Origin of the sequence: Pseudidiomarina indica (genome assembly GCF_900104245.1) — a bacterium.
Classification (GTDB): domain Bacteria; phylum Pseudomonadota; class Gammaproteobacteria; order Enterobacterales; family Alteromonadaceae; genus Pseudidiomarina; species Pseudidiomarina indica.
In genome coordinates, this window is record NZ_FMXN01000007.1 from 1 (window position 1) to 23,177 (window position 23,177).

Below are 23,177 nucleotides of genomic sequence, written 5' to 3' on the forward strand. Positions count from 1 at the left end.
ATGTATAAGGCATGGCCGAGAATAAATTCAATATCATGGTCGTCGCAAAAGTCGGCGACCCAGTACCAACAGTGCATGCATTCAACGCCGAGGACAAGATCATCTAAATAGGGGCTGATAAGTTCAATCAGCGCGTCTGGATTCGCTGATATTTCCTTATGTAGGCGCGTTTCACCTTGTTGATTGATAATGCAAACATAGAGGCTGCGGGCGTGCAAATCGATTCCACAATAATGCTGATGGGTGCTATTGTAAAAGTTCATTGGGTCTTCTCCTTTTTGGTTTGGTTGCCTTTCAGTTTAGCCAAGCTGGCTAAATTGGGGAGAAGGCTCAATGAGTATCAAAGCGCTGCTGTCGGACAAATTTTCCGCTGCGCTCCAAATTTGCCGCAGAGCGCAACGTTAGGCGGTAAAAGTTTACGGTGCAATGGTTAAAATATGAATGAAAAATTGCTTAAAAAGTACCTCAAATATGCTGGCACAGATGAAGCGTTTGCGGTTCTGTTTGCTAAGAAACATATTGAAGATACCAGAGGGCATTGGGTTGATGTCGTTGATTGCAGACGATATGAAATGTCATCCGATAATTTACATTTCAGGCTTGTGGTTGGTGGGCTCTATCGGCGAAAAATTCAACCACAATATCCTTCAAAATCGCAATTTACAGTTGATGGAAAATTCGATGAGCACCGTTACATGTTAATGGTTCGAGCCATAACGTGGGAAACAGCACACAAAGACATTGAGCAGCAAAAATTGAAAGGAATAGCGCCAAGGAAATTCAAAATAACTGGTGTGAGCTACGATAAGAATCGAGACAACAAAAATTTTTTCCGTGACGATGCACCACCTGAAATAAAAGCTCTTGCAAAAAACATAAATGATCGAACTAATCCATTGTGGGATGCCGCCTTGCGGTATGCCAATAAGCCAGAGTTTGTTTACAAAATTAGGCAGGTGTACCTTGCGCCAAGGCGAGCCTAACAAGGTGTTCAAGATCGTTCGCCTTGCTCACTGGGACCTTCGCAGCCGCGCTGCTTCGGCCCCTTAACACGGCGTTAGGCTTACTTAGTCATATGTTGCTGTAACTTTTAACTATTAAGGACGAAAAGTGGTTGATCTCACAGAGCGGATTAAAACAATATCTGACAAAGTTTCCGCAAATGAAAACTCTATTAAAGAGATAAAAGATAGCTTAAAACCCGCTAAAAAAAGGGAGCAACTCAAAATAGGTGTATGGCCTGTTTGCGCATACCATGCGCAGATAAACCCCGAACTCAAATCAAAAACGATATTGACGGACTCTACTTGGGAATATGTTGAAATCTACTTAAAACAAAAATCAGATGGCTCAATAAAACACAAAAATGCTATCTTTTATTGGCAACAAGCAAGGAATTTTTATAAAGCTACTAAGTCACTGGACAATAACTCAAAGCCATTGACCACTTATTACTGTTTTCTTAACGCGTCAAAAGCTCTGTTAGAGATTAAAAAAATTCCATATGACTTTTCTCATGGGGTTTCAGGACGAAGTGAAAACGGTCATAACAATATAAAAAATGAATTCGTTAGGCTTAAAACTAAAGGCGTTTTATCAGGGTTGTGTTCATATTTTGAGGAGGCAGTTATTCCAAAATCGAAAGATGAACCCCATGAAGAATACTCTCTTAAGGACGTGCTTTACAATTTGGCATATATACACCGCTCATACAATGTAACGTACCCCAATCAAACTGAGTTGTTCATACCAATTTTGAATCCTAAGATAGTTAGAGATAAAATAAAAAATAAAGCGTGGATGCAATTTGAATTAGAACCAGAACATTCCAATAGAACTACTCTAACAAGGCTTGAATCCTTAAATTTTTAATTAGAGGTTATAGCTGAAAATGATGAGAACTATACAATTCGTCATAAGCGTAGATTTAAATGGGATGTCGCTCGGAATAATCCCGATGCAGCGAATTTGAATAGATTGAATAATTATTTAAAAGCCCGTCGCAAAGAGTTTCAGTATATCTATAGTGCAAACGAGCTCTGGTATGTTAAGCGAAATGATTTAACATCAGAATCTATTATAAATCGTAATCCGTTAGTTTTATCTTATGCTGCAATGCATCGTTTGAGTGAGTTAGCTAGGTATCAACCAAACGTTTTGAGGTCTCATTTGGAAAAAGATGCTTCATGGCTTCTTAATGAATTTATAGAGAAATCAATAGTGCAGTTCATAGATCAAGTCTCATCAGAAATTACGGGTAATACGTTTCGAGTTACAGGGTTTCGCTCGTAAAATAAGCCTAACAAGTTGCTTAATTTCGTTCCGGCCACAAACAGCGTGGCCTCCACTGGACTGCCTACGCTGCGCTGCGGCAGCCAATTAGCAAAGCGTTAGGCGTGGGAGAGAATTGAGATCGCGCGCGAATATCTAGAGTCATCGGAGTGCATAGACTGGAAAACACCAGAGGTGTTGGCCAACGCTTAATCCCTCCGTCCCCTTTGTTTTGCGCTGGTGGTCCAATGATTGTGCTAGACTAGTAATTAACAGACAACATCAAACTGCCTGTTTCAGGCCACGTTGCACAACCGGAGGAAACCACGATGAAAATAAAAGCGGCCGTCACCCATGCCCAGGGTAAGGATTTCAGCATTGAGGAAGTCCGCCTTAGCGGACCCAAGTCCAATGAAGTGCTGGTGAAGGTGGTTGCCACGGGGGTCTGCCATACTGACGCGGTTGCCCGGGATCTCGCCATCTCACCCTATCCCATTGTGCTGGGCCACGAAGGCTCAGGCATTGTTGAGCAGGTGGGGGAGAATGTCACCAGCTTGGCAGCCGGAGATCACGTCGTGATGTCTTTTGCCCACTGTGGCCAGTGCGAAAATTGCCTCACTGGCCACCCCACGGTTTGCGCGGCATTTAACGACCTGAACTTTGGCGGCCGCATGGAAGACCAGACCTATCGGTTGCACCAGGGCGACACCGATCTGGGCACTTTCTTCGGACAGTCGTCCTTTAGTACCCACGTGGTGGCCCACGAGCGAAACGTGGTTAAAGTGGACAAGGACGTGGATCTGGCGCTGCTGGGACCATTGGGGTGTGGCATCCAGACCGGCGCGGGCACCGTACTTAACCGCCTCAAGCCGGAGTTCGGCACTTCCATCGCGATCTACGGCTGCGGAGCGGTGGGGCTGAGCGCGATCATGGCGGCGAAGATTGCGGGCTGTCAGCAGATATTTGCCATTGACGTCCACGACAGCCGGCTGGAGTTAGCCCGAGAGCTGGGGGCGACTCATACCCTCAACGGCAAGAACGTGGATGTGGTGGGGGAGATCAGGAAGGCCGCCGATGGCGGGACCCACTACGCGGTGGAAAGCACTGGTGTGCCGCCGGTGGTGCGGCAGTGCCTGAATGCGCTACGCCCCCTGGGCCAGGCCGCCATCGTCGGGGTGACACCGGAGATGAACATCGACGTCCACAATGACCTGATGGCCGAAGGCAAGAGCATGATCGGGGTTATCGAAGGGGATTCAGTACCACGGGTGTTCATCCCCAAACTGGTGGAATTCTACAAGGCCGGCAAGTTCCCGTTCGACAAGCTGATCAAGTTCTATCCCTTCGACCAGATCAACCAGGCTTTCGAAGACTCCCAGAAGGGGGTTGTGGTCAAGCCGATTCTCAAACTCGCCTGAGCGCAATCGCTCAGGACCGGGCCTCGTGCCCGGACGCCTTGCCCCTTCGTTTGAGCCGGTAACTGATCTGGGCCCGGCTCATACCAACCATGCGCGCCGCCGCTTGGCAGATTGCTGGCAGGCAGAAAACAGCCCTAAGTTTGGCAACGGCTTCGGCGCGTAATTTGGAGTTCAGGTCGCGGGGCAATCCGGCGTAATCGTCGGGTAATTTCCGCTCATTCGGTGGCCTGGTTCCTGGCGCAATGGGTCAAGCTGGCACACAGTATCGGGAGTTGGCATTCAGCATTGGGTGCCCAATAAAAACCAAGGGTGAACAGGCCCTTAACATTCGTGCTTGTTTGATGTTCGCGGGTCAAGTACATTCCACACTCAAGAAAATTTTTTTAAAAACAGTATAATGGGGTCTTTGACCCATCGCACATCAACTATCGATGCAGCAGGTCCAATGTTATTGGAGGTGTTGCTATGTCTGGTTATGAAACGCGTAAAATTCACTTACGCGTTGGTTCACGTGAGTGGAAAATTCGCTCGTTAAAAGATACTCAACAGTACTATGATCCTCAGGGCGAAGCCAAGCGAGCAGGGATTTGCTCGGCGAGTTGGAGCTTGTTCGGGCAATTGTGGCCGGCGAGCAAAGCGTTAGCGCGAGCAGTGAAGAAAATTGACATTAGCGGACGTCGATTTATCGAGCTAGGTTGTGGCCTCGGGTTACCAAGTTTAGTATTGCGTGCGCGCGGCGCCCATGTGGTGGCCAGTGACAAACATCCGTTAAGCGAAGAGTTTCTTGACTATAACGCGGCGCTAAATCAGGTGCCCGAAGTACCATTCGTTGATTTAGATTGGGGGCTATCGCCTGCTCCTGATCAGCGCGGGCAATACGATGTCATTCTTGGTAGTGATATTCTGTATGAGCCTGATCACGCTGAAATGTTGGCAGAATTCGTAAATCAGCTTGCAGCGCCTAAAGCGAAAGTGTTGATTACGTGTCCAGGGCGTGGCTATCGCAATCGCTTTGCGCGTTACCTGCAAGACTATGGATTTGCTTTAACCGAGCAGAACATTCCGTTTATAGAAGGTGAGCCAGCACCACATCGGGGCCGGTTACTGAGCTTTCGGCGGGGTTTCTAAGTGTCCAGCGGCATGAGCCGCTGGCACTTATGTCAAAGCGCTTGCAAGTTAAGCATACAACCGTGCACGGGCGGCGTGAAGCTTCTTATAGCTGTCTAGTAATCGTAAGTGACGATCTAAACCATCTAGCTGGCTGTTGGTTTCAAACAGGCCAGGGAAGCGAACCGTTCCTTCAACTGCGCCCACCACATCCGCCATGGTTTGTTCCCCGTACATGCGTTGGAAACTACGCAGGTAGTCGGCAAGTTCCATATCATCCGACAACGTTACTTCCAAAACAGCACTCATGGCGCGGTAAAAGAGATTCCGCTCCACCGTGTTGTCGTTGTACTGTAGAAACTCTTCGGTTAGCTCAAGCGCGGTTTCATGGTCACCTAGCGCAAGATAAATCAGTAATTTGAGTTCAAGAATGGTGAGTTGGCCCCACACGGTGTTTTCATCAAACTCAATGCCGATCAGGGTAATAATATCAATGTACTGATCCAGCTGACTTTCTTCCAAGCGTTCTACCAGAGCCTGCAATTGCTCGTCACTTAAGCGGTGCAGATTGAGAATATCTTCGCGGTAATCAAGCGCCTTGTTGGTGTTGTCCCAAACGAGATCTTCAATGGGGTACACTTCGGAGTATCCGGGCACCAAGGTACGCACCACTGGAATGCCAAACTTATCGTGCACGGCCATGTACACTTCATGCCCCAGGTCGGTCAGAATGCGCATTAAGTTCTCTGCTTCGACTTCGTTGGAACCGGAAAAATCCCAGTCGCTGAACTCAAAGTCGGCACGCGCACTGAAGAAGCGCCATGAAACAATGCCTGACGAGTCAATAAAGTGTTCCACGTAGTTGTTGGGCTCCGTTACTGCCATGCTATTGAAGGTTGGTGGCAGGAAGTCATTCAGGCCTTCAAAACTACGTCCTTGCATGAGTTCGGTTAGGCTCCGCTCCAGTGCAATCCGGAAGTTCGGGTGTGCGCCAAACGACGCGAATACACCACCGGTGCGTGGGTTCATGAGGGTGACACAAGCCACCGGGAAACGTCCGCCGAGGGAGGCATCTTTAACGAAAATTGGGAACCCTTGGGCTTCTAACGCTTCAATTCCCTCAACAATGTGAGGGTAGCGAGCCAAGACGTCTGCTGGAACATCGGGCAACGCAAATTCGTTTTCGATGATTTCTTTTTTCACCGCTCGCTCGATGATTTCACACAGGCACTGCACTTTGGCTTCGGCCAAGGTATTGCCCGCACTCATACCGTTACTTAAGTAGAGGTTTTCGATTAAGTTGGTTGGGAAGTAAACAGTTTCCCCGTCGGATTGACGTTCAAACGGCAGCGCACAAATGCCGCGGTCAACCCGCCCTGAATTCGTATCAATCAGGTGTGAGCCTTGTAACTCACCCTCAGGGTTATAAATACTTAAGCAATGTCCATCCAGCAACCCCGGTGGCAAGCTATCGTCTGGGGTGAGAGGAAACCATTTTTCATTGGGATAATGCACAAACTCTGCGTTTGCAATTTCTTCACCAAAGTACTGGTCGTTGTAGAAGAAGTTACAGTTTAGTCGTTCAATAAATTCGCCTAGCGCCGATGCTAATGCGGCTTCTTTGGTGGTTCCTTTCCCGTTGGTGAAGCACATGGGCGATGCGGCATCGCGAATATGGAGCGACCAAACGTGCGGAACAATGTTACGCCAAGAAGCAATTTCAATCTTCATGCCTAAATCAGCCAAGATTTTGGTGACATTGGCGATGGTTTGTTCAAGGGGTAAATCTTTGCCTTCAATGTAGGTTAATGACCCATTCTCAGGCTGCCCCATTAATAAGGCTTGTGCGTCCTCGTCCAGATTCTCGACCACCTCAATCTGGAACTCAGGACCGGTCTGCACCACTTTCTTAACGGTGCACCGGTCAATGGCGCGTAAGATACCTTGGCGATCACGCTCGGAAATATCGTCTGGCAGTTCCACTTGGATTTTGAAAATCTGGTTGTACCGATTCTCAGGGTCCACAATGTTATTTTGTGACAAACGGATGTGTTCCGTCGAAATATTGCGGGCAACACAATAAACTTTAACGAAGTAGGCCGCACACATTGCCGACGAGGCAAGAAAATAGTCGAACGGGCTCGGTGCTGAGCCATCGCCTTTGTATCGAATCGGTTGATCGGCAATGACCGTGAAGTCATCGAACTTCGCCTCAATACGCAGGTTGTCGAGAAAGTTAACTTTAATTTCCATGAGCTAATAACCGCAATTTGATAAAAATATTGGCTATTATCCCGTGTTTAGCTGGCAAAGTCTCCGTTTGCACCAGAATTCTTTTTCGGCTTCGTCGCTGGTGCGCTTTCGGCCAGTCCAAAGGCTTCACGCAAATTGTTGGCAAAGGCAATAAACTTTTCTTTAATGGTTCGTTTCACAGAAACACTTAAGGAACCTAACACCGAAAATCCCGTAATCGTAATGTGAGGCGCTTGTTTACCGGCCATGCAAGGGGCTTTGTTTTCTGAAGAACCAACAATATCAAACATGCGAATCGTCACGTTCACGTGCTCCGGGACAAAAATATCCACGCTGCTCAAAACACTGGCAATGTTAATTTCGATTTGTTGGTGCTGGAAAATGGCATCGGTGAAATCAAGTTGGGTGCTTCCCAATACCCCGACAATGCGCAGCTTTTTAGGAGGAACCCATTGGCCTTTGCGCTGATTGGAGCCGACCAAGCTCATGATTCGTTCTTTATCTTCCTCATTTGGGTTTGCGGCGTCGTAGTTGAGGCGAAACGAGCGTTCTTTTTTGGCATCGTAGGTATCGTCCGCTTCCAAGGGTAAATCAGCAACGAGATCGACTAACTCCTGGTGAGATTCGGTTTGCATGGCGCTGTCGAGGCGGCGTTCAAAAGCTTCTGAAGAAATAATGGCATGACTGTAGTTGATGATTAATTTATCAACGGTTTCTTCTCGCACTTGCTCAATGGGACGATCTTCCAATTTAACGGCCATGTTGTTCTCCTAATCATTATTATGTTGGAATCGTGATTGATTTGATGAGAATAAATGCAAGATTCACGCCAAATAAAAACAATAATAAAATCAGATAGTTATAATTTTGATGCTGAAGTGGTAAAGGAAAACTCACCACCATTTAGTCAAATTACCCAACTTTCGCTTAAGCTGTCATCATAGTAGAATAACCTGTGACACGACAGTTTGTCGTTGAATTGATAGAAGCGGAGGAATGATGAAAAAAGTTGCAGTAATTCTTTCTGGTAGTGGTGTTTTCGATGGCTCGGAAATCAATGAAGCGGTGCTGACGCTCCTGCATTTATCGAAAGCCGGTGCGAGTTATCAGTGCTTTGCTCCAGATGCGAATCAACAGCACGTGATCAATCATTTAACCGGCGAAGAAATGAATGAAACACGGAATATTTTAGTGGAAGTTGCTCGAATTTCACGTGGGGAAGCAAAGCCACTCACTGAGCTGGATGCTACTCAATTTGATGCGGTAATTTTACCCGGTGGCTTTGGGGCAGCCAAAAACCTTTGTAACTTTGCCGAGCAAGGTGCCGCGTGTGAACTGACACAAGATGTCCGCAATGCCTGTGAAGCCTTTAAGAAGTTGGGTAAGCCAGCGGGCTATATGTGCATTGCTCCGGTCATGGTACCACTGGTGTACGGCGCTGGAGTTCAGGTCACTATTGGTAATGATAAAGATACGGCAGCAGCAATTACTGCCATGGGCGGCAAGCACGTTGATTGTGCCGTAGACGGTATTGTGGTCGATGAAACCCATCGCGTGGTGACCACCCCTGCTTATATGTTGGCGCAATCGTTAGCGGAAGCAGAGCAAGGCATTAGCAAGTTGGTTCAGCAAGTATTAGCGATGGCTTAAGCCATCGCTGCGGCATTTTTATTTTTAAGAATAACAAATAGTTATAACTTTAATTAGAAAGTCGACTACATTTTGTACAGAAAGTGAACGATACTGAAGATGAGCGGAGCGATCACGCTAAGCTCATTTATCGGAGGTATTCATTATGCGGTCGTTATTTATCTTGCTACTGTGCGCAGCCGCAATCGGGTGTTCATCAACATCAACGCCAACAACCTCTAGCAAACTAGTGGTCGATCATGACCGCGTCGAAGCTATCGAGCGCGTTGCGACGGTGACTGATGTTGAAGTTTACTGGATTAACCCACCGAAAAAGCGGGTTAATACCACCGACAATTAAACGCGGCGCTCGCCCCTAATTCTTAAAGTGAGCTTCTATCTCATGATGAAGCTCTTTTTTTAAGCCCAGCATAAAGACCACTTCAGCCACCACAAACAGTGGACCAATCGCTAAGCCCATAATATCGTCAACAAACGCGGGTTTTCGGCCCTCAAAGTAATGCCCGATAAATTGGAAGATCCAGCCAACGACAAAAAGCCCAATGCCCCAACTCAACCACAGATGAGTTTCGAGTAAGGCCACGGTGCTGCCGAGCCATACTGCTAAGCCGAGCAGCAGGGTCATCAGTATGCCGAGCGGCCGATCGAGTTTAAGATAAAACAAGGCCGCAAGGGCACTGACAATTATCGCTGGAGAGATAGGCAGGTTGGCAATAAACCAAGTTGGCCGAGATAATAAAATCTCAAGGGCAATCACGATCATTGGGATACCAATTAAGTGCGTGATAATATTTCGTTGATTGCGGTGATAGGCAGCATAGCCGATTAAGTGTTCTGTGATTGTTTTCATACTTGCTCACCTTTTGTTTTATTGTCAATATTAACCTGATTCCAATAAAGAACAAGGATATCCAATGCAAGAACAGTTTGAGCGACGAACCTTCCTTATTTTATTAGTGGTGGTGTCGATCGCGTTTGGTTTTATCCTCAAGCCATTTTGGACGGCAATTTTCTGGGCATGTGCCATTGCCGTTGTTTTTGCGCCCCTTCAGCATCGATTGGAGCAATGGTGGGGAATACGGCCGAATACCAACGCCTTGGTGACCTTGATCGTTTGTATGTTCATTGTGGTCATGCCGTTGATCTTTGTGACCAAAATTCTTGTGCAAGAAGGCGTGCAGCTGTACCAATTGCTAGAGTCGGGGGCGATTGATCCGCGTGCTATGCTCACCGAATTACGTGAGGCTTTCCCCATTATTGATGAATTGCTGGTGGAATTTGGGATCAACCCGAATAACATTCGAGAGCAAGTCATTGAACTGTCGCAGGCGCTGTCAAAGTTTCTGGCGCGGGAAACCTTATCAATCGGGCAAAACACGTTCAGCGTGTTGGTAAGCATTGGCTTGATGATGTATTTGGCTTTCTTCTTGTTGCGTGACGGCACCAAGGTGAGCCGTTCCATTGTGCACGCTCTGCCGCTGGGTGAAACACGAATTCAGGCACTGATTGAAAAGTTTGTTGAAGCCACCCGCGCAACCATCAAAGGCAACCTCGTAGTCGCCATTGTGCAAGGGGCGCTCGGGGGAGTTATCTTCTGGTTATTGGGAATTGCTGCCCCGCTATTATGGGGCGTGATCATGGCGTTCCTCTCGCTGATTCCAGCTGTTGGTGCTGCCATTGTCTGGTTCCCAGTCGCGGTTTACCTCTATGCCACAGGCCATTGGATTGATGCGACCATTTTGGTGGCATACGGCGCCGTGATTATTGGGTTGGCGGATAATGTTCTACGCCCCATTCTGGTAGGCCGAGATACGAAACTTCCTGACTATGTCGTGTTGTTCTCAACCATTGGTGGGATTTCATTGTTTGGCATTATTGGCTTTGTGATTGGTCCTCTCATTGCTGCCTTATTCATGTCTGTGTGGCAAATTTTTGTCGCAGACTTTATGCGTCGTCCGCCGCCGTCAGTCTGAGAGGGCGGCGATAACCGCTCAAGCTAGCTGGGTGCCTCAATACCCACTGCCACACTTGTAAATCGCGGGCGCGGAAGGCGCCTGCACACGACAACAGGTAGTAGCGCCACATGCGAAAGAAGCTTTCGTCATAGTCCTCACGCAAACTTGGCCAGGCTTGCTCGAAATTTTGATACCACGCCATTAACGTCGGGTCGTAATCAGCCCCGAGATTTTCAACATCCTCGGCGCGTAAGTGCTTACGAGATGCCGCATCGATATGAGCTAAACAGGGTAGTTCGCCATTGGGGAAAATATAGCGATGAATCCAAGGGTCCGTGCCGCGAACATCTCGATTACGGCCAATTGTGTGTAGCAAAAACAGTCCGTCAGGAGCTAAACAGCGCGCCGCTACTTGCATGAAATGGGAATAATTCCGTTGGCCGACATGCTCGAACATTCCCAAGCTGACTACCGCATCGAACGGCTCATGCAACGTTCGGTAATCCTGCAGCCGAAACTCAATGGGCAGCCCTTGACATAATTGCTCACCAAGCTCCACCTGCTGGCGCGAAATAGTGACGCCGACACAACTGACTCCATAGTGTTCCGCTGCGTACTTCATAAAACTGCCCCAGCCACAGCCAATATCGAGCACCCGCATGCCAGGTTGCAAGTTGAGCTTCTGACAAACCAATTCTAGCTTATCGCGTTGTGCATCTGTTAAGCTTTGGGCATGACGCCAATAACCACAGGTATACACCATGCGCTCATCAAGCATGGCTTGGTAAAGTCGATTCCCTAAATCGTAGTGACGGAATCCCACCTGCCAGGCTCGCTTTGGGGTTTGTAGGTTAAATAGATGGCTTTTTACAACATGCCAAAGCAAACGTGTCGGTTGAACGTGCTCGTGCAAGCGGTGGGTTAAAATGCGACAAAATAAGACATCCAGCGCTTCACAATCCCAGTCACCGGCCATGTATGCCTCGCCGAGAGCAAGATTACCTCGACTGAGGAGTTGCTGGAGAAAGTAATCATCTCGTAGTTGAATGTCCCAGGGGCGGTCACCGTTTAGTTGGATATCCGCTGGGGCTAATAATTCAGCAATGAGCTGGTGGGTTTTGTTCATAGCGTCTCCAACCGTGAGCTTGCTTTCAGTGTAGTCGAGGGGCGCAAAATTGCACGGAGTAAAGGGGGATTTCGCATGTACGAGGAGTTAGAGTTTGCCCTATAATGAGGCGATCTTTACATCAATCTTTACATCATAGTACAAGCGTCGTTCGCTCATTTAACTTAAGATAGGGTACTGTTATGAAACGTATATTTGTTGCGTTAATGGTGGCATTCGTTGCTGGCTGTGCCACATCACCCGCAACGGATTTGGGAATTGATATGGCGGTTGCCGATAGTGTGACCTTCATGCGCCCTTACGAATTGTCGCGTACGGATGTCAACTTTACGGCGTTGGGTGAGGTGCAGGGCGCTTCGTGCCAAGTGAACCGGTTTGCCGCAGAGCCGACCCAGCAAGAAGCCTTGCTACGGTTGAAGGTGGCAGCCGCTGAGTTAGGGGCGAATCACGTGGTGTTGCGTCAATGCCGCCAACAACAAAGTGATGAGTGCCGGAGCCAATGGCTTTGTACCGGAGACGCGTTTCAATCACAGCCACTGCGCTAAGGTTATTAAGGAGTGATCATGCAGGTTGCAAAATTATCTGCCGAACTGATTGGGCAGACCGATTTATTGCGATTAAACTCATTATCCGAACTGACTGGGTGCGATATTTTTGTGAAATTAGAGTCACAAAACCCCGGTGGTTCGATTAAAGATCGCGCTGCGTTACAGATGATCAAAGATGCGCTGGCAAGTGGTGAACTCAAGCCAGGCATGACCATTGTCGAAGGCACTGCAGGCAATACAGGGATTGGCTTGGCCGTGGTTGCCCGTTCGTTTGGCTTGAACATGGTGGCGGTAATGCCTAATGACCAGACCAAAGAAAAAGAACAAATGATTCAATTGCATGGGGCTGAGTTGGTCACGGTGGATCCGGTTCCATTCAAAGATGAACGACATTTCTACCATACAGCTCGCCGATTGGCGGAAGAGCGCCCAGATTATTGGTGGGCGAATCAGTTTGAAAACACGAGCAATGCGCGTGCTCACTACGTCACCACAGGCCCTGAAATTTGGGAACAAACCCAAGGTAAGATTGATATTTTAGTTTCCGCGGCCGGAACTGGCGGAACCATTGCTGGGAACTCCATGTTTCTTAAAGAGCAGAATCCAGCAGTTCAAGTGTGGCTTGTCGATCCGGATGGTTCGGGTATTTATAGCTACCTTAAATCGGGTGCTTATGTGAGCCAAGGCAGTTCATTTACTGAAGGGATTGGAATTATGCGCTTAGTGGAGAACTTCCGCTTAGCGCAAATTGATGCCGCAGTGAATCTCCCTGATGATGACTTAGTGAGTTTATCGCGTCATCTCGTGCAACACGAAGGGTTGGTATTGGGTAGTAGTTCATGTTTGAATGTCGCGGGCGCATTACAAGCAGCGGTGCTGCATGGTCCGGGCAAAACGATTGTGACTTTTGCTTGTGATTTGGGGGAGCGCTCAGCAAGTAAGCTCTATAACCCAGAATATTTAGCCCAACGTGGCGTTCGAACTGACGCCGAACCCATTCATGATTTAATTGCCCGTTATCGTCAACAAGGCGATCGGGTTTGGTACCGTACTCCATGAAACTGAATTTAGCAGGGCTAGCGGTCGCGACCGTTTGGCTATTGGTAACCCCCGTTGTTGCGGGACAAACGATGGCGGAAGAAACGTCTCCGCCAGTGACTGTGGAGCAAGTTGAGGGGGACATCATGGTGCAGCCAGATACTGAAATGGTGCAGCCGGATACGGAACTCGAACCCACCAAACCGATTGTGATTGCGCACCGAGGGGCATCAGGGTACGCCCCTGAACACTCGGTGGCAGCGTTAGCAATGGCCCATGTGATGGGAGCGGACTATATTGAGCAAGATATTGTGCTGACGCGTGACCACGTACCAGTGGTCTTGCATGATATTGTGCTGGACCATATTTCGAATGTTCGTGACGTGTTCCCGGACAAAAAACGCCCGGATGAGCGCTACTATGTGCTCGATTTCACCTTTGTTGAACTGCAAAAATTAAATCTAACCGAACGACAAACCGCTGCGGGAGAGCAACGTTATCCAGCTCGTTTCCCAGCAGGGACGGGGCAACTGAAAGTCATGTCCTTGGCGCAGCAAATTGAGTTGATTCTTGGTTTAAACCAAACCCGAGGGCTACAAACCGGGCTATACATTGAGTTAAAGAATGCGCGTTGGCATAAACAACAAGGTTATGACGTGCTGCAACAGACCCTTAATGTACTGGCTCGCTATGGGTTAACGGACGCTAGCAATTTAGCCGCACCGGTATTTTTGCAATGCTTTGATCCGGAAGTATTGCGGCGCATTAAACGTGAGTTTTTGCTTGAGCTACCATTAATTCAGCTCATTGCTGATAATAGCTGGAATGAAAGCGATATTGATTATCACACCATGCTTTCAGCAGCGGGAATGGAAACCCTACGCAACTATGCCGATGGCGTAGGCTTGTGGCTGGAGCAAGTCTTTTTAGGCCTTGATGAGCAGGGGCAGCCGAAGTTTTCACAAGTGGTGGAGCACGCTAAAGCAGCAGGCCTGTTAGTGCATGTTTATACGTTGCGAGCCGATGAACTGCCAGAAGGTGCTGAAAGTTACGAACAGTTGGTGCAATGGCTGACCGATATTGGCGTGGATGGGTTCTTTACCGATTTTCCAGATTATCCAGTACCGCTAAAGTCAGCGCCATCCGATACCCATCCGCTCCCCGACCATAATAGTCTGGAAGAAGATCAACAACTTCAAAATGGTGCCGACGGTATAGTTCTATAGCCGCGGTATTATCCACTTTCACTTCGAGAGTGAACTGTTCTGCGCCGCCTTGTCGAGCTTTGGACAAGGCATGTCGTAGCAATGTTTTCCCTAATCCGAGTCCACGATGCTCAGGTGCTGTAGCAATTGAATACAGTCGCCATTTCATGCTGTTTTTACGGGTCAGCAGAATGTAATACCCCAGCAGCTCTTGAGTTGCTGACAAACAGACCACGAAATGGGCAGTCGGGGAGTCAATCAGATAACGAAAGCTGCGACGCCCAATTTGACTGTAGTCAAAACACTTCTGTTCCAGCGCCACCAGCGCCGATAAATCAGTACGAGTGGCAGTTCGGATTTGCCAATTCGACGGGGAGGTCATGACTATTTCTCATCTAAACGACGGGCAAAATCACGCATAATAATATGGTAGAGTTCGTCGCCTAATAGAAGATCTTCCACGCCCGAATCGATGGAAGGGTTGTCATTGATTTCAATGATGACCGGGCCTTTCGCTGTCATTTTTACGTCCACGCCATAGAGTCCATCACCAATCAGACGCGTTGCTTGGAGTGCGGTTTTTACCACTTCCTTCGGCACTTGATGAATTCCTACCGTGGCGAAACCACCAGATTTCGCGCGGCTACTGGTGCTGGCGTGGTTATAAATTTGCCAGTGGTTACGTGCCATAAAATACTTGCACGCATAAATGGGACGATGGTTTAACACCCCAATCCGCCAATCGAACTCCGTTTTGACAAACTCTTGCGCCAACAAAATCGTGGAGGTATTGAACAGTTTTTCTGCAATTTGTTGAAATTCTTCCTCGTTCTCAGCTTTTTCAACACCAATGGAAAAGGAGCCATCCGGTATTTTTAATACCACCGGGTATCCTAAGCGCTCACCAATGGCTGCATAGTCGGTATGTTGTTGACGCAGCAGGAGCTCCGTGCGCGGAGTTGGAATTTTGTGTTTATCCAGCAACTCTTTCAGAAACACCTTATTCGCACATTGTAAAATTGAATGGGGTGCGTCAATCACCACCATGCCGTTCGCTTCGGCCTTTTTCGCAAAATGGTAGGTGTAATGGTTGATTCGGGTGGTTTCACGAATAAACAAGGCATCGAACTCTAACAGCCGGTTGTAGTCATTCGCGGTGATCAGTTCGGCGTCAATATCGGCATCTTTGGCAGCTTTAATAAACCGCTGTAAGGCCTTTTTATCGCTGGTCGGAATCGTTTCATTGGGATCATGCAAAATCGCTAAATCGTAGCGGTACTCTTTCCGTGCTCGCGCTTTGCGCCACACTCGTTTACTGAAGCTATCCAGGGCGTTGCCAAAGAATGTTTGTTGCTCATCACTCAGCTCAGTTAAGGCACCGGCTCCGATTTGATGGATAAACCAACGCCCTTGGTAGCGGAATTCCACCCAGATAATGGGGCAGGGGTAGCGGTCAAACATTTGCCGAGCGAAGTTATTGAGTAAGGGTTCAGCGGTTTGGCCGAAACAAACGAGTACCCGTAGCGGCTCATCTTGGGGCGCTTTGGACAAATATTTCAGAACGTGTTTGTCAGTTTCAGCAAGCAAGAGTTGATAGTGGCTGAAGTTTGCCAAGTCGTTAATGGTTGACACCGAAGGGAGCACTCGCTGCCCGCGAGCCTCCGCCAGCAGACTGACATAATAGCCCGTTGATAAATAGCTCAGATCACCGCACAAGTTGAGCACTTGAGTCCGGCTTTTTACTGACGATTGTAGTAAGTACTCACTGGCGGTCACCGTGGCTTGGCTAGGATAATAGGGTTGCCAATCGGTGATCTCGTCAAGAATGATCAAGGCTGAGTTTTGCATAGGGGCTCCGCTGTTTAATTGCCGCATATTCTTCGCTTATCGCACTGAAAATACAATAGGTTGCGATTTATATTTTCAGTAAAAAAGGCGTTTTGAAATAGCCGAAACATCTTCACTAAGCTATTCTTACAGTTACAAATATAGTTGGGGGTTTTGGTTATGCTTAGCTTATTAGCAAAATTTCTCAAAGCATTGAATTCGGAGTCGGGAGTTTGGGCTCTCGCTTTCGCGTTCGTGTTGGGAATGATAATGGGGTTTACGCCACTTTGGCGACTACATAATTTAGTGATTTTGTTAATTGTGTTGCTGTTTCGCATCAACTTAACAGGGTTTATTTTAAGTTTTGTGATTTGTTCAGGTATCGCTTATTTACTGGACCCTTGGTTCCATCAGATAGGCTATTCGCTGTTATCGAGTGAAAATTGGCAGCCACTTTGGCAGGGGCTCTATCAGTCCGCATTTTGGCGAGTTCTCCAATTCCACCACACTATTACACTTGGCAGCATGCTGCTTAGTTTGGCATTTGCACCAGTACTACTGGGTGTGAGCTATTTTGTGATCACGCGTTATCGAACGCATATCCAAGCTTGGTTTAACAAACTGAAGTTGGTGCAAATGCTTAAAGCCAACCGGTTTTGGATGATTTACAGCGAGTTACGGAGATAACCAGCATGTCGAAAACAAATATATCGCCGGTGGAACGCCGCAGTACCATTCGTTGGTCGGGGTTGGGGGTATTTCTGATCATTTGCGGACTGTTGTTCGCGTTTTCATGGTTATTACTCGACAGTATTTTGAAATGGACGATTGAACGCAGTGTGGGCGCAATGAATGGCGCGGAAGTGAACGTGAGTCAGGTTGACCATCGCTGGAGTCCATTGGGCATTGAAGTACGAGGAATCCAAGTGACGGACCCGGCGCAACCGGACTATAACCGTTTGGTCATTGACCAGCTGAAAGGTTCGGTGAACGTTGAACAACTGCTGCTAGGGCGGTTGCATATTGAAGATATGGTGGCGACCGGCATTCGAGTGCACCAACCACGGGCAAAAACGGGCGAGGTGTATCAAACTACCGAGGAATCTGGCGACTTAAAGCAATGGGCATTAGATAGTCTGGCAGATCTCAACATGGCGTTGCCCGACGTTGATGAGATTGTTGCTCGCATTGAACTGCAAACGCCAGCTGCCATAGAACGAGCGAAAGCGACCGTGGCTGAGCAGCGGGAAGTGTTGGCACAAATTAAGCAGGACTTACCGAGCGCTGAGTTGCTAAAAAGCTATGAAGAAGAACTGAAAAAGCTGACCGAAACAGACATTAAAACACCGCAGCAATTGCAACAGTTACAAGATCAATTTAATGCATTGAAGGAGCAGTTTGAGGCCGATAGAGAGCGTTTAAAATCCATCAAAGAACGTGCGTCACAAGCGGTGGCAACGCTAAAAGAGGATTTTGAAGCGGTGCAGCAAGCGCCCAGTCAGGACATTGAACGAGCGCAACAGTTGTTGCAGTTTAATAGTGAAGGCTTTACGGAAATCACTGCAGTCTTGTTCGGGGATCAAATGCGTCAATGGAGCCAATATATTCTTCTGGCCTATGACACGCTGGCGCCCATGTTAGCCCGCTCTGCCGATGAATCGTTGGTAGAACCCCAGCGCGGCGAAGGCGTGTGGTTTGAGTTTAGCCAAGCAGACGAACCGCCTTCCTTCTTGGTGAAAAAAGCAGTCACTGAATTTGTTTGGGGCGAAACCCGGGTTGATGCGAATTGGACCAATATCACCCATCAACATCAGCAATTGGGACAGCCGACCACCTTCCAAGTGCGTTCCGACCAGTCACCCTTGTGGCAACTGCTGAACCTTAACGGCGAGTTAGCGCTTACTGACTCCGGTGTGGATGCCAAGCAGCAATGGCAAGTAAAAGGCGTGTCATTGGAAGAAGTTGGGTTGAGTGACAGCAGTGAATTTACCGCAAGCATTGTGCAAGCCTTGGTGGACTCAGAGGGCGCGGTGTCTCTCCGTGACAGTATGTTTGATGGTGGAGCAACGGTGAAGTTTGCCGAGATGGCGGTGGCAGCACAGGCGGACAACCGTTGGGCAGAAGTTGTTGCAAGCGCATTACGGCAACTGCAGCGTCTTGATATTAATGCCAATATTGCTGGCGCATTAACCAGCCCTGAGTTCTCGTTTGCGTCCGATTTAGATCGGCAATTAGGCGCTGCCTTGAAAGATGCCGCGTTGGATGCGAGTAAAGGTGAGCTGGCTGCATTGCAAACGAAGTTGCAAGCAGAGTCCGGTGGCTTCCTCGGTGAAAACCAAGAGCTGTTAGAAGGGCTGATGGAGTTATTAGGAGATGCCGAACAGCAAGACAATAAACTTGAAGAGATGATGAAAGCTAAATTTGAGCGGCAGCTTGAAGATAAATTGAAAGATCGTCTCAAAGGGGTATTTGGACGTTAAATGAAAAACACCGGCTTAGGCCGGTGTTTTGTTATAGGCGGCTGACGATTATTGCGCTAAAAACTCAGCAATTAGCGCCGCTTTTGTTTGAATGGAGTAAAGCCCATCCAAGTGGCCAAAAACACCCTCAATTTCATCATATTGAGGTTCTTTACCAAGCTCTTTTAACGTCGCGACGGCTTGCTGTGCCAAGTAAGGTTGTAGCAACAAATCGTGCTTCGCTGGAAGGAATAAGGTTTTCGCATTGAGGTTTGCCAAACCAGCGGCCAAGTTCTCTTGATGGCCTGCAATGAATAACTGATTCGCTCTGACCAAATAAAGAATATGGTTGGCATCGGCAAGCACCGCATTTTTAGCCGCTGCGTTGAACCAAAACGCTGTTGCTGGTAAATCATTCAAGATACTTTCCAGCCCCGCCGCAGGCAAGGTTTCTTGCGTTGGTGATGCTTGGTTGAACGAAATCGGATGCATGGCTTGCTGGGTAATCATGGTTAAGGTGCTGGCTAAGCCGGCAATGGGAGCATTGCCGTCGTAGTAATTGCCTTGATTCCAATCTGGGTCCAGTTTAATGGGGCGTGCCCAATGTTCCAGCGCGGTAATGGTCCAAGCGTCCATTGCAGCGGCACCAATCACGGACACCACGCGTTCCACCATGTCGGGGTAGGCAGTGCCCCATTCAATGGCCTGTAGTGACCCCATTGAGGCGCCAATGACGGCGTGGAGCTTGGAAACTCCCAAGCTTTCTAGCAAGGCATGTTGAACGTTTACAAAATCCCGAATAGTGACCACTGGGAAATCTAAGCCGTAAGGCTTTCCGGTTGTTGGATTGATCGACGCCGGACCGGTGGTCACTACATGAGGTAAATGAGGAAACGCATTGACCAAGGTATCCGAACTAATCACGTAGTACTGATTAGTATCGATGGCTTTGCCAGGGCCAATAATGGCATCCCAATACCCTGGTTGTGGGTCGGTGGGTGAGTACTTGCCAGCCGCGTGACTATTGCCTGAAAAGAAGTGGGTGATCAGAATGACGTTATCTTTGGCGTCATTTAACTGGCCATAAGCTTCCCAGCCGATGGTGACCTCTGGAATTGTCTCACCGCTTACGGTGACAAAGTCATGGGTGGTAAAGCGCTGTTTTTCTACCAGCAGTTCAGTGGCATGAAGCCCTGGCAACCAGGCGAATGCCAATGCAATGATGATGGTTATCCGAGTTAGCATTGTGTGTTACTCCATGAATAAATTAAGGTATTTGTCTCGCAGCTCATGCTTGATGAGCTTCCCAGTGCCAGTGTGCGGAAGACTATCGACCAGAAGAACTTCATCTGGCATCCACCATTTGGCAATTTTTCCTTCTAAAAATTGATAAATCTCTTCTTTGCGGATGTCCGTGTTTTGGTTTGGCACAATGAGTAACAACGGACGTTCATCCCATTTAGGATGTTTGACGCCAATAACGCAACATTCATTGACGGCGGGGTGTTGGCTGGTGATATTTTCAATATCCAGTGAACTGATCCATTCCCCACCACTTTTAATTAAGTCTTTTTTCCGATCGATTACTTTCATATAGCCGTGGGGATCAATCACGGCGATATCGCCTGTGGCTAGCCAGCCGTCTTTGAAAACTTCTGGGTCATCACGACGATAATAACTGCTTGTTATCCAGGGGCCGCGTACTTTGAGTTCACCAGAACTGCTGCCATCGTGTGGCACCGGCTGCCCCTCACTATCGAAAATCTCCATATCTACGCCAAAACAGGCGCGTCCCGCTGTGGTTTGAATGGCATACCGTTGCTTCAATGGCAGTGCCATCAGCTCTCTCGTGGGAGGTGCCGAGGTAACCAAGGGCCCTGTTTCAGTCATGCCCCAAATAGGCTGCCAATACACCTGATAACGTTCATGATAGAGTTTGACCAAACCTAACGGTGATGCAGCGCCGCCAACGCACACCCGCGTTAAACTTGGCACGGTGAGTTGCTGGGTATGCAAATGGTTATGCAAAGTGAGCCAAATGGTCGGTACGCCTAATGCAACAGTCACTTGTTCGGTGGTGATGAGTTCGTACATATCGGCACCACTCATTCCTGCACCCGGCAAGACCAATTTGCTGCCAGCCAGTAAGGCCGCGTAAGGAGCGCCCCAAGCCCCCACGTGATACATCGCCACCATGGGCATCAGCACCACGTCACTATCCAATTGGAGTAGCTCAGGACCTGCAGCCGCTTGTGCATGCAGCACAATGGAACGGTGAGAAGACAGCACCCCTTTGGGATTCCCCGTGGTGCCGGAGGTGTAGCACAACATGGCGGCAGTGTGTTCGGGAAAAACCGGCCAAGCAAAGGTGGTCGGTTTTCCTTGAATCAAGGCCTCATAGTTGTATGAAGGTAACCATTGGCGCGCAAGCTCCGGTTGATGCTCAGGATCGGCGAGCACCACAATGCCTTTCACAGTTTTTAGTTGGTGAACAAATTCTTCCAGGAGCGGCACAAAACTTAAATCGACAAAGAGCCAGCTGGCCTCGGCATCATTAATAATCCATTGGATCTGATCGGCGAGTAAGCGGGGGTTCACGGTATGGATAACCGCACCGATTCCGCTCACGGCATAATACAGCTCAACGTGACGATAGGTGTTCCATGCCAAGGTAGCAATGCGATCACCGGGCTGAACATCCAGGTCTGTTAAGGCATGGGCCAACTGGCAAGTACGCTGGTAGCAGTGTTGATACTGGTAGCGGTGAATATCGCCCTCCAAGCGGCGCGATACGATTTCTTGTTGTGGGTGACGTCGTACCGCGTGACGTAGAATATCAATCACCATCAATTGACTCTGTTGGGCATTCCCCAAAAGTGGGGAGGAACCTGTGGTCGTGACTTCAAACATAATAAATTCCTACCTGATTCGCCCGAATTAAAACCATATAAACAAGCCAATGGCTAAGGCCACGCCTATCAAAGGAACCACCACGGTGACAGCGGCCACAGGCCAATAGGCAGCTTGGTGAGTTTCTTTACAGATACCGCGGATGGTGGTGACCACATAACCGTTATGAGGCAATGAGTCCAAGGCACCCGAAGAAATGGCGGCAATCCGGTGAAGCTGATCGGGGCTCACACCTGCATCAATGTAGTGAGGGCCTATGAAAGGAAGTGCAATCACCTGACCGCCTGAAGCCGACCCTGTTAACCCCGCAATCACACTCACTGCAATTGCTGCACCTATTAATTCATTGCCCGGTAATTGGGTCATGATAACCACCGCCTGCTCAAATGCCGGTGTGACTTTTGCAATACTGCCAAAACCTACCACTGCTGCAGTATTACCAATTGCGACTAAGGCACCGGTCGAGGCGTCGGTGAGTGCTTGGGAAATGTTTTGGAAGTAGCGGTGGTTAATGATTGCCAGCGATAATACCCCTCCCAACAAGGCAATAATTAGCGCGTTTTGTTTCAATGACTCATGAAACGTAAAGCTAAGACCAAGCACGACTAATAAAGGAATCAGTCCACTGATGGGGCTGGGGAGTTTGCGAGCAATGTTTTTCGGGTCATCGGCGCGCTCCTCAAAGTGTTCCCCTTGCGCAACTGCGCGCAGAATCATGCGCTTGAGCCACCAATAGCCAAACGAGGCCATCACAATTGCCACCACTAAGCTCACTTCCCATGCTGCATAGGGGGAGGTTCCGAGAAACTGAATGGGAATCCAGTTTTGAATTTCAGGAGAGCCAGCTGAAGTCATGGTAAAGGTAACGGAACCAAAAGCGAGTGCTGCAGGAATAAAGCGGCGCGGTAAGTTGGCGTCTTTAAAGAGCGACAAAGCCATGGGGTAAACTGAAAACGCCACCACAAAAACACTGACCCCGCCGTATGTCAAAATCGCACAGGCTAAAACCACGGCGAGCATGGCTTGCTTACGCCCTAGTTTGTCGATGATCCATTTGGCAACACTGTCCGCAGCTCCCGTATCTTCCATAAACTTGCCAAAAATTGACCCGAGCAAGAACATGAAGAACCAAGCAGCAATAAAGCTGGTAAAGCCACTCATGTATCCGGTAACAAAATTAGTCTCTCCAATAAATAAAGGGACTTGGCTCGTCAGGGCTACGACTAACGCGCAAAGGGGGGCGCTGATGAATAGATTCATTCCCCGTAGGGTGAGAATGATCAGAAGGGCAAGCCCTCCGATAAGTCCGATCATGCTTAACATGCAGTTCCTCTTATTATCATTTTATGGTTCAGGAATGCCATGACCTGAATTGCTGCAACGTTGCGCAGTATCATGCGCTACTGATTG

General features: G+C 48.4%; 19 protein-coding genes and 3 pseudogenes. 12 read left to right on the plus strand and 10 right to left on the minus strand.

The genetic code is table 11. The annotated features are described in order from the left end of the window. Positions 1 to 263 (minus strand): annotated as a pseudogene (locus tag BLP64_RS06795) (IS110 family transposase); the annotation flags it as partial. A gap of 174 nt (positions 264 to 437) precedes the next feature. Here BLP64_RS06795 and BLP64_RS06805 point away from each other — a divergent pair. The 4 genes and pseudogenes from BLP64_RS06805 (at position 438) to BLP64_RS06825 (ending at position 4,817) form a co-directional block, all read left to right on the plus strand. Continuing rightward, positions 438 to 983 carry a hypothetical protein gene (locus tag BLP64_RS06805; RefSeq protein WP_092593032.1) on the plus strand — a complete coding sequence of 182 codons (546 nt, stop codon included), beginning with the start codon at positions 438 to 440 and terminating at the stop codon, positions 981 to 983. Positions 984 to 1,110: 127 nt separating this feature from the next. After that, a pseudogene (locus tag BLP64_RS10910) lies at positions 1,111 to 2,292 on the plus strand (YaaC family protein). Between the two features lie 308 nt (positions 2,293 to 2,600). After that, positions 2,601 to 3,689, plus strand: a complete 1,089-nt coding sequence (locus tag BLP64_RS06820) for an NAD(P)-dependent alcohol dehydrogenase (RefSeq protein WP_092593038.1) — start codon at positions 2,601 to 2,603, stop codon at positions 3,687 to 3,689. A gap of 465 nt (positions 3,690 to 4,154) precedes the next feature. Beyond that, entirely contained in the window at positions 4,155 to 4,817 is a 663-nt protein-coding gene (locus BLP64_RS06825; RefSeq protein WP_092593040.1) for a class I SAM-dependent methyltransferase, read from the plus strand. Positions 4,818 to 4,865: 48 nt separating this feature from the next. Here the strand turns inward: BLP64_RS06825 and BLP64_RS06830 are convergent, their stop codons facing one another. Both BLP64_RS06830 and BLP64_RS06835 read right to left on the minus strand, forming a co-directional pair. Then, positions 4,866 to 7,049 (minus strand): OsmC domain/YcaO domain-containing protein, encoded by a 2,184-nt coding sequence (locus BLP64_RS06830; RefSeq protein WP_092593042.1) that lies wholly within the window; start codon positions 7,047 to 7,049, stop codon positions 4,866 to 4,868. A gap of 47 nt (positions 7,050 to 7,096) precedes the next feature. Further along, the gene (locus BLP64_RS06835; RefSeq protein WP_092593044.1) at positions 7,097 to 7,810 is read right to left on the minus strand and encodes a LiaF domain-containing protein; all 714 of its coding nucleotides are present in this window, start codon (positions 7,808 to 7,810) and stop codon (positions 7,097 to 7,099) included. Between the two features lie 238 nt (positions 7,811 to 8,048). On the opposite strand from BLP64_RS06835, the gene elbB reads away from it, so the two are divergent. Both elbB and BLP64_RS06845 read left to right on the plus strand, forming a co-directional pair. Then, positions 8,049 to 8,699 carry an isoprenoid biosynthesis glyoxalase ElbB gene (elbB, locus tag BLP64_RS06840; protein WP_092593046.1) on the plus strand — a complete coding sequence of 217 codons (651 nt, stop codon included), beginning with the start codon at positions 8,049 to 8,051 and terminating at the stop codon, positions 8,697 to 8,699. Positions 8,700 to 8,844: 145 nt separating this feature from the next. Beyond that, positions 8,845 to 9,039, plus strand: a complete 195-nt coding sequence (locus BLP64_RS06845) for a hypothetical protein (protein WP_092593048.1) — start codon at positions 8,845 to 8,847, stop codon at positions 9,037 to 9,039. A 15-nt stretch (positions 9,040 to 9,054) separates the two neighbouring features. Here BLP64_RS06845 and BLP64_RS06850 read toward each other — a convergent pair whose 3' ends face one another. Further along, positions 9,055 to 9,549: an Mpo1 family 2-hydroxy fatty acid dioxygenase gene (locus BLP64_RS06850; protein ID WP_092593050.1), complete on the minus strand. Its 495-nt coding sequence runs from the start codon at positions 9,547 to 9,549 to the stop codon at positions 9,055 to 9,057. Positions 9,550 to 9,613: 64 nt separating this feature from the next. On the opposite strand from BLP64_RS06850, the gene BLP64_RS06855 reads away from it, so the two are divergent. After that, on the plus strand, positions 9,614 to 10,672 hold the full coding sequence (locus tag BLP64_RS06855) for an AI-2E family transporter (protein WP_092593052.1): 1,059 nt from the start codon (positions 9,614 to 9,616) through the stop codon (positions 10,670 to 10,672). On the opposite strand, the gene cfa is transcribed toward BLP64_RS06855, so the two are convergent. Beyond that, positions 10,644 to 11,780 carry a cyclopropane fatty acyl phospholipid synthase gene (gene cfa / locus BLP64_RS06860; RefSeq protein ID WP_092593054.1) on the minus strand — a complete coding sequence of 379 codons (1,137 nt, stop codon included), beginning with the start codon at positions 11,778 to 11,780 and terminating at the stop codon, positions 10,644 to 10,646. The two genes, BLP64_RS06855 and cfa, sit on opposite strands and share 29 nt — an antisense overlap. Before the next feature lie 182 nt (positions 11,781 to 11,962). On the opposite strand from cfa, the gene rcsF reads away from it, so the two are divergent. From rcsF to glpQ, 3 genes and pseudogenes are all read left to right on the plus strand, one after another. Next, a complete protein-coding gene (gene rcsF, locus BLP64_RS06865; protein ID WP_092593056.1) occupies positions 11,963 to 12,325 on the plus strand; it encodes an Rcs stress response system protein RcsF in 363 nt (120 codons plus the stop codon). 18 nt (positions 12,326 to 12,343) lie between these two features. Then, positions 12,344 to 13,387: a cysteine synthase A gene (locus BLP64_RS06870; protein ID WP_092593058.1), complete on the plus strand. Its 1,044-nt coding sequence runs from the start codon at positions 12,344 to 12,346 to the stop codon at positions 13,385 to 13,387. 146 nt (positions 13,388 to 13,533) lie between these two features. After that, positions 13,534 to 14,430: pseudogene (gene glpQ, locus BLP64_RS10915) on the plus strand (glycerophosphodiester phosphodiesterase); the annotation flags it as partial. A gap of 34 nt (positions 14,431 to 14,464) precedes the next feature. Here glpQ and BLP64_RS10855 read toward each other — a convergent pair. Both BLP64_RS10855 and BLP64_RS06885 read right to left on the minus strand, forming a co-directional pair. After that, positions 14,465 to 14,953 (minus strand): GNAT family N-acetyltransferase, encoded by a 489-nt coding sequence (locus BLP64_RS10855; RefSeq protein ID WP_092593060.1) that lies wholly within the window; start codon positions 14,951 to 14,953, stop codon positions 14,465 to 14,467. Between the two features lie 2 nt (positions 14,954 to 14,955). Continuing rightward, positions 14,956 to 16,419, minus strand: coding sequence for a RimK family protein (locus tag BLP64_RS06885; protein WP_092593062.1), 1,464 nt, complete (start codon positions 16,417 to 16,419; stop codon positions 14,956 to 14,958). Between the two features lie 159 nt (positions 16,420 to 16,578). Between BLP64_RS06885 and BLP64_RS06890 the strand changes: the two genes are divergently transcribed. Together BLP64_RS06890 and BLP64_RS06895 are read left to right on the plus strand one after the other, a co-directional pair. Beyond that, positions 16,579 to 17,085, plus strand: a complete 507-nt coding sequence (locus BLP64_RS06890) for a TIGR03546 family protein (RefSeq protein WP_092593064.1) — start codon at positions 16,579 to 16,581, stop codon at positions 17,083 to 17,085. A 5-nt stretch (positions 17,086 to 17,090) separates the two neighbouring features. Then, positions 17,091 to 18,878, plus strand: a complete 1,788-nt coding sequence (locus BLP64_RS06895) for a TIGR03545 family protein (protein ID WP_092593066.1) — start codon at positions 17,091 to 17,093, stop codon at positions 18,876 to 18,878. A gap of 48 nt (positions 18,879 to 18,926) precedes the next feature. Here BLP64_RS06895 and BLP64_RS10805 read toward each other — a convergent pair whose 3' ends face one another. From BLP64_RS10805 to BLP64_RS06905, 3 genes are read right to left on the minus strand one after another with little or no spacing between them, the layout of a single operon-like run. Then, on the minus strand, positions 18,927 to 20,102 hold the full coding sequence (locus BLP64_RS10805; protein WP_176754940.1) for an E22 family MetX-like putative esterase: 1,176 nt from the start codon (positions 20,100 to 20,102) through the stop codon (positions 18,927 to 18,929). Between the two features lie 6 nt (positions 20,103 to 20,108). Further along, a complete protein-coding gene (locus BLP64_RS10810; protein ID WP_176754941.1) occupies positions 20,109 to 21,767 on the minus strand; it encodes a long-chain fatty acid--CoA ligase in 1,659 nt (552 codons plus the stop codon). Positions 21,768 to 21,794: 27 nt separating this feature from the next. Continuing rightward, positions 21,795 to 23,090 (minus strand): GntP family permease, encoded by a 1,296-nt coding sequence (locus tag BLP64_RS06905; protein ID WP_092593068.1) that lies wholly within the window; start codon positions 23,088 to 23,090, stop codon positions 21,795 to 21,797. Positions 23,091 to 23,177: the final 87 nt, after the last annotated feature.